Source organism: Streptomyces sp. NPDC059695 (assembly GCF_042733785.1).
In the GTDB taxonomy this organism is placed as follows: domain Bacteria; phylum Actinomycetota; class Actinomycetes; order Streptomycetales; family Streptomycetaceae; genus Streptomyces.
Genome location: NZ_JBHWFF010000037.1, coordinates 1 through 6525, shown reverse-complemented (window position 1 = coordinate 6525; position 6525 = coordinate 1). Strand labels below are relative to the sequence as shown.

Sequence of the window (6525 nt, the reverse complement as noted above, 5' to 3'; positions counted from 1 at the left end):
TGGCTCTCTCTCTGGATGCTGCTTTCTGTTTAGGTCGGCACGGGAGGGGGCGGGTCCGAGGCAGCCGTTCGACGCGGTCGGCGGCGGCGCGGGGGGGGCCGTCGTCCACGGCCCCGCCCTGCGGATCGTGCCGCTCGCCGACGACGCCGAACTCCTCGCCGCCACCAAGGAGCTCATCGGCCACACCCCGGACGTCGTCGTCGCCACCACGGCGATCGGCTTCCGGGGCTGGGTCGAGGCCGCCGAGGGCTGGGGGTACGGGGACGCACTCCTCGGCGTCCTGCGCGGCGTCGAGCTCCTCGCCCGCGGGCCCAAGGTCAAGGGCGCCGTGCGGGCGGCCGGACTCACCGAGTCCTGGTCGCCCTCCTCGGAGTCCATGGCCGAGGTCCTCGACCGGCTCCTCACGGAGGGCGTGGCGGGCCGCCGCATCGCCCTCCAGCTCCACGGAGAGCCGCTGCCGGGGTTCGTCGAGGCGCTCACCGCGGGCGGCGCCGAGGTCGTCGGCGTCCCCGTCTACCGCTGGATGCCGCCCGAGGACCTCGGCCCGCTCGACCGGCTCCTCGACGTGACGCTCGCCCGCGGGCTCGACGCGGTGACCTTCACCAGCGCGCCCGCCGCCGCGTCGCTGTTCGCCCGGGCGGCCGAGCGGGGCGTACGGGACGAACTCCTCGCCGCGCTCCGGCACGACGTGCTCGCCGTGTGCGTCGGTCCCGTGACGGCGCTGCCGCTCCAGGCGCAGGGCATCGACACCCACCAGCCCGAACGCTTCCGGCTCGGGCCGCTCGTCCAGCTCCTCTGCCGTGAGCTTCCCGGGCGCGCCCGGGTCCTGCCCGTCGCGGGCCACCGCGTGGAGTTCCGCGGCCACGCCGTCCTCGTCGACGGCTCCCTGCGGCCCGTCCCGCCCGCCGGGATGGCCCTCCTCGGCCTCCTCACCCGCCGGCCCGGCTGGGTCGTCTCCCGCGCCGACCTCCTCCGGGCGCTCCCGGGCGCGGGCCGCGACGAACACGCCGTGGAGACGGCGATGGCGCGCCTGCGCACGGCGCTGGGCGCGCCGAAGCTGATCCAGACGGTGGTGAAGCGGGGGTACCGGCTGGCGCTGGACGCGTCGCCGTCGGACAAGTACGACGGGTAGGAAGCCGCTTGCGGGCCCGCGCCCGCCCCGTTGTGGGCCTCCGCCCCGCCGTTGGGGGCAATCGTTCCGCTGGGGCGGAACGGGTGGGCACAACGGACGGCGCCCTTGCCGGCGCCAGAGGCTGCTGAGCCCGGACCCGCACCGCCGGTGACGGCACCCGGTGGTGCGGGGCAAGGCGCGGAACGCGGAGGCGCCGCGAGAGGGCGCCGTCCCGTGTGCCCACCCGTCCCTCCCCCAAGGACTTCGTCCAGGGGGGACCCCCAAGCGGGACGATTGCCCACACGGGCAGCGGGCGACGGCCCGCACGGGGCGGGGCACCGCCTCCGCGGAACGCCTGCCCACAACGGGCGCGCACGTGGCGGAGCCCCCGCGACTGACACGGTGGCCCCCGGTGGCGTACGCTCGACGGCTGCCCAGTGCACGTGAGAAGGGGGCCTTAGGTGGCCGCGCAGGAAGCCGTGGACACGGTCGGAGACCGTGAGATCGGTGTCGAGCAGGAACATCTGGATCAGGTCTACCGCCGACTGGAGGAGAAGATCCACGAGGCGGAGTTCCTGATGAACGACGCCGCCCAGCGGGGCCAGGTCGGCACGCCCGGCGCCCTCGCAGAGCGTGACGCCCAGGTCTTCCGGGCCGGCATCCACCTCAACCGGCTCAACAACGAGTTCGAGGACTTCCTCTTCGGCCGGATCGACCTTCTGTACGGGAAGGACGGGAAGAAGGGCCCCGACGGGGCGTACACCTCCGTCGAGCCCGCCGAGGACGCCGTACGGCCCGACAACACGGCCGACATCGGCGAGACCCTCCACATCGGCCGGATCGGGGTCCTCGACTCCGACTACGCCCCGCTCGTCATCGACTGGCGCGCGCCCGCCGCCGCGCCCTTCTACCGGTCCACCCCGGTCGACCCGGGCCGGGTCGTGCGCCGTCGTGTCATCCGCTCCAAGGGCCGCCAGGTCCTCGGCGTCGAGGACGACCTCATGCGCCCCGAGCTCCGGGCCACCCTCGACGGCCGCGAGCTGCCGGTGATCGGCGACGGTGCGCTGATGGCCGCGCTCGGCCAGGCCCGCAGCCACACCATGCGGGACATCGTGTCCTCCATCCAGGCCGAGCAGGACCTCGTCATCCGCGCGCCCGCCGCCTCCGTCACGTACGTCGAGGGCGGGCCGGGCACCGGCAAGACCGCGGTCGCGCTGCACCGCGCGGCCTATCTGCTCTACCAGGACCGGCGGCGGTACGCGGGCGGCATCCTGATCGTCTCCCCGACGCCGCTCCTCGTCTCGTACACCGAGGGCGTCCTGCCCTCCCTCGGCGAGGAGGGCCAGGTCGCGATCCGCGCCGTCGGCTCGCTCGTCGACGGCGCGGAGGCCACCGCGTACGACGAGCCGGCCGTGGCCCGCGTCAAGGGTTCCTCCCGCATGGTGCACGTGCTGCGGAAGGCCGCCCGGGGCGCCCTGGAGACCCCCGCCCCCAAGAGGCAGCCCGAGCTGGGGGAGGAGGAGCCCGTCTCGGCCGGGACCCCCACCCGGCTCCGTGTCGTCGCCTTCGGGCGGCGGCTGGAACTCGAGGCCGACGAGCTGCGCCGCATCCGGCACAACGTGCTCGGCGGCACCGCCCCCGTCAACCTGCTCCGGCCGCGCGCCCGCAGGCTCCTCCTCGACGCGCTGTACGCCAGGTCCGGCGCCGTCGGGCGGCACAGCGACCCCGAACTCGCCGCCGAGCTGCGGTCCTCCTTCGACGAGGACGTGTCGACCGAGGACTCCTTCCTGTCGTTCCTCGACGCCTGGTGGCCCGAGCTCACCCCCCGTCAGGTCCTCGACGCGATGTCCGACGAGCGGCGGCTCGGCCGCTGGGCCCGCCGGATCCTCAACCCGGGCGAGGTGCGGCGGCTGGCGCGCTCGCTGCGCCGCCGGGACCTCTCCGTCCACGACGTCGCCCTCCTCGACGAGCTGCACACCCTGCTCGGCGCCCCGGCCCGGCCCCGCAGGAAGCGGGAGTACGACCCGCTGGACCAGCTCACGGGCCTGGAGGAGCTGATGCCGGTACGGGAGGAGACCCAGCGGGAGCGGGCCGAGCGGCTCGCCGCGGAGCGCACCGAGTACGCGCACGTGATCGTCGACGAGGCCCAGGACCTGACGCCGATGCAGTGGCGGATGGTCGGCCGGCGCGGCCGGCACGCCACCTGGACGGTCGTCGGCGACCCGGCGCAGTCCTCCTGGTCGGACCCGGACGAGGCCGCGGAGGCCCGGGACGAGGCCCTCGGGTCACGGCCGCGGCGCCGCTTCGAACTGACCGTCAACTACCGGAACCCGGCGGAGATCGCCGCGCTCGCCGCGAAGGTCCTGACGCTGGCCATGCCGGGCAAGGAGTCGCCGCGCGCGGTCCGCTCGACGGGCGTCGAACCCCGCTTCGTGACGGTCCCGGCCAAGACGGATCTGGCCGAAACCGTACGGTCCGAGGCGCGGCGGCTGCTCACCGAGGTGGAGGGCACCGTCGGTGTCGTCGTCGCCATGAACCGGCGTCACGAGGCCGCCCGCTGGCTCGCCGACCTGGGAGACCGGGTGGTGGCGCTCGGCTCCCTGGAGGCGAAGGGCCTGGAGTACGACGCGACGGTGGTCGTCTCGCCCGCGGAGATCGCGGACGAGTCGCCGGCCGGCCTTCGGGTGCTCTACGTGGCCCTGACGCGGTCCACGCAGGCGCTGACGGTGCTCTCGGGCGACCGGGACATGCCGGACGCGGCCGGGGTCCCGGACCTGTTGCGGGACTGAGCGGTCCAGGACGGCGGGAGGAGCCCGGCGGTCAAGGCCGCAGGGCTGATTTCAGGTCAACCTGTGGCGCTGGAATCACCAGCCAGGGTGGTTTGTTAGCCTTGTCGTGGCACCGGCTCGATCCAAGCCCCCGGGCCCAACCTTCGTCCCTCAGAGGGACCACTTGCCGCGAGGCGAGCATGGCGGGTCGGTGCCACTTAGATGTATGTACGAAGTTGAGGCCCCTGTCACCTCCGGGTGACGGGGGCCTCTTCTGTTTCCGGTCAGCTTCTCGTATGGTGGAAACTACTTTCCGAAAACAAAATGACCGCATTACCGGCTACCGGCCGGTAGGTGCGACCATCGGAGGGCGCCGCCAGGGCAACCAGCCGGGGCGGCGTAGCAACGAAGCTCAGGGAAAGCAGAGGAACTCGGCCATGGCAACGGCGCCCAGCGTCTCGTACTCGATGACGGTCAGGCTGGAGGTTCCCGCCAGCGGAACCGCGGTCTCCCAGCTCACCACGGCGGTGGAGTCCCACGGCGGATCCGTCACCGGCCTCGACGTGACCGCCTCCGGCCACGAGAAGCTCCGCATCGACGTCACCATCGCCGCGACCTCCACCGCGCACGCCGACGAGATCGTCGCGCAGCTGCGCACCATCGAGGGCGTCGTCCTCGGCAAGGTCTCCGACCGTACGTTCCTGATGCACCTCGGCGGCAAGATCGAGATGCAGTCGAAGCACCCCATCCGGAACCGTGACGACCTCTCCATGATCTACACCCCGGGCGTCGCCCGCGTGTGCATGGCGATCGCCGAGAACCCCGAGGACGCGCGCCGCCTCACCATCAAGCGCAACACCGTCGCCGTCGTCACCGACGGCTCCGCCGTCCTCGGCCTCGGCAACATCGGCCCGATGGCCGCGATGCCGGTCATGGAGGGCAAGGCGGCCCTGTTCAAGCGCTTCGCCGACATCGACGCCTGGCCGCTCTGCCTCGACACCCAGGACACCGACGAGATCGTCGCGATCGTCAAGGCGATCGCCCCCGGCTTCGCGGGCATCAACCTGGAGGACATCTCCGCGCCCCGCTGCTTCGAGATCGAGGCCCGTCTGCGCGAGGCCCTCGACATCCCCGTCTTCCACGACGACCAGCACGGCACCGCCATCGTCGTCCTCGCCGCGCTCACCAACGCGCTGCGCGTGGTCGGCAAGGGCATCGGCGACGTACGGGTCGTCATGTCCGGTGCCGGTGCCGCCGGTACGGCCATCCTCAAGCTGCTGATCGCCGCGGGCGTGAAGCACGCCGTCGTCGCCGACATCCACGGCGTCGTGCACGCGGACCGCGAGGACCTGGTGGACGCCCCGGCCGACTCGCCGCTGCGCTGGATCGCCGACAACACCAACCCGGAGGGCGTCACCGGCACCCTCAAGGAGGCCGTCGTCGGCGCGGACGTCTTCATCGGCGTCTCGGCCCCGAACCTGCTCGGCGCCGAGGACGTCGCCGCCATGGCGGAGGGCTCCATCGTGTTCGCGCTCGCGAACCCGGACCCGGAGGTCGACCCGGCCGCCGCCCGGCAGACCGCCGCCGTCGTCGCCACCGGCCGCTCGGACTTCCCGAACCAGATCAACAACGTGCTGGTCTTCCCGGGTGTCTTCCGCGGCCTGCTCGACGCCCAGTCCCGTACCGTCAACACGGAGATGATGCTGGCGGCGGCCTCCGCCCTCGCCGACGTGGTCACCGAGGACGAGCTGAACCCGAACTACATCATCCCGTCGGTCTTCAACGACAAGGTCGCCGGCGCGGTGGCCGGCGCGGTCCGGACCGCGGCGAAGGCCGCGGGCCCGGGCACGGCGCCGTCCGGGCGCTGACGGCGCGTCGCGATTCGCGGAGCCGTAAACCCGCCTTTAGGGTGGCTTTTCGGCTCCGCGTGGTTTTCGCGGTGTCGACAGAACGTCACCACCACGGGGCTCTGGCGCTTTTCGTGTGACCCGCGGGGGTGCCGGATTGGCGTTCCCGCCGCTGGTGGGGGCAGGATGCGTGTTTGGGCGCGAGGGTCTGTCATTTGACCCGGGTCCGGGGACTGTCCGAGGGCCCTGGCAGCATCGGCTTCGCTGTACCCAATCGCGCGGCTTCCGCCGCGTGGCACGCCTCACAGGCAAGAAGAACACGGGAGTAACAACATGAACCGCAGTGAGCTGGTGGCCGCCCTGGCCGACCGCGCCGAGGTGACCCGCAAGGACGCCGACGCCGTGCTGGCCGCTCTCGCCGAGACCGTCGGCGAGGTCGTCGCCAAGGGTGACGAGAAGGTCACCATCCCCGGCTTCCTGACCTTCGAGCGCACCCACCGTGCCGCTCGCACCGCTCGTAACCCGCAGACCGGCGACCCGATCGACATCCCGGCCGGCTACAGCGTGAAGGTCTCCGCGGGCTCGAAGCTCAAGGAAGCCGCCAAGGGCAAGTAAGGCGGCCTGTAGGCGCCGAAAGGGCGGCCACCCTGTCAGGGGGTGGCCGCCCTTTCGTTCGCGCCCGTACGGGCCCGTCACGCCTTCACGCGCCCGCGTACGGTGCGGACGACGGGGCGGGGCGGGGCGCGCGCGGGCCCCCCCCGCCCCCCCGGCACCCACACCAGCCCCCCCCAGCCGAGGA

3 protein-coding genes and 1 pseudogene are annotated in these 6525 nt (G+C 72.9%); all 4 read left to right on the top strand.

The genetic code is table 11. The annotated features are described in order from the left end of the window. Positions 1-91 precede the first annotated feature (91 nt). A pseudogene (locus ACFV2S_RS32015) lies at positions 92-1132 on the top strand (uroporphyrinogen-III synthase); the annotation flags it as partial. 440 nt (positions 1133-1572) lie between these two features. Beyond that, a complete protein-coding gene (locus ACFV2S_RS32010; RefSeq protein WP_385567131.1) occupies positions 1573-3900 on the top strand; it encodes a HelD family protein in 2328 nt (775 codons plus the stop codon). A gap of 416 nt (positions 3901-4316) precedes the next feature. Further along, complete coding sequence (locus ACFV2S_RS32005; RefSeq protein WP_385567128.1) at positions 4317-5747, top strand: NAD-dependent malic enzyme; 1431 nt, start codon at positions 4317-4319, stop codon at positions 5745-5747. A 312-nt stretch (positions 5748-6059) separates the two neighbouring features. Next, on the top strand, positions 6060-6341 hold the full coding sequence (locus ACFV2S_RS32000) for an HU family DNA-binding protein (protein WP_015033921.1): 282 nt from the start codon (positions 6060-6062) through the stop codon (positions 6339-6341). Positions 6342-6525 lie beyond the last annotated feature (184 nt).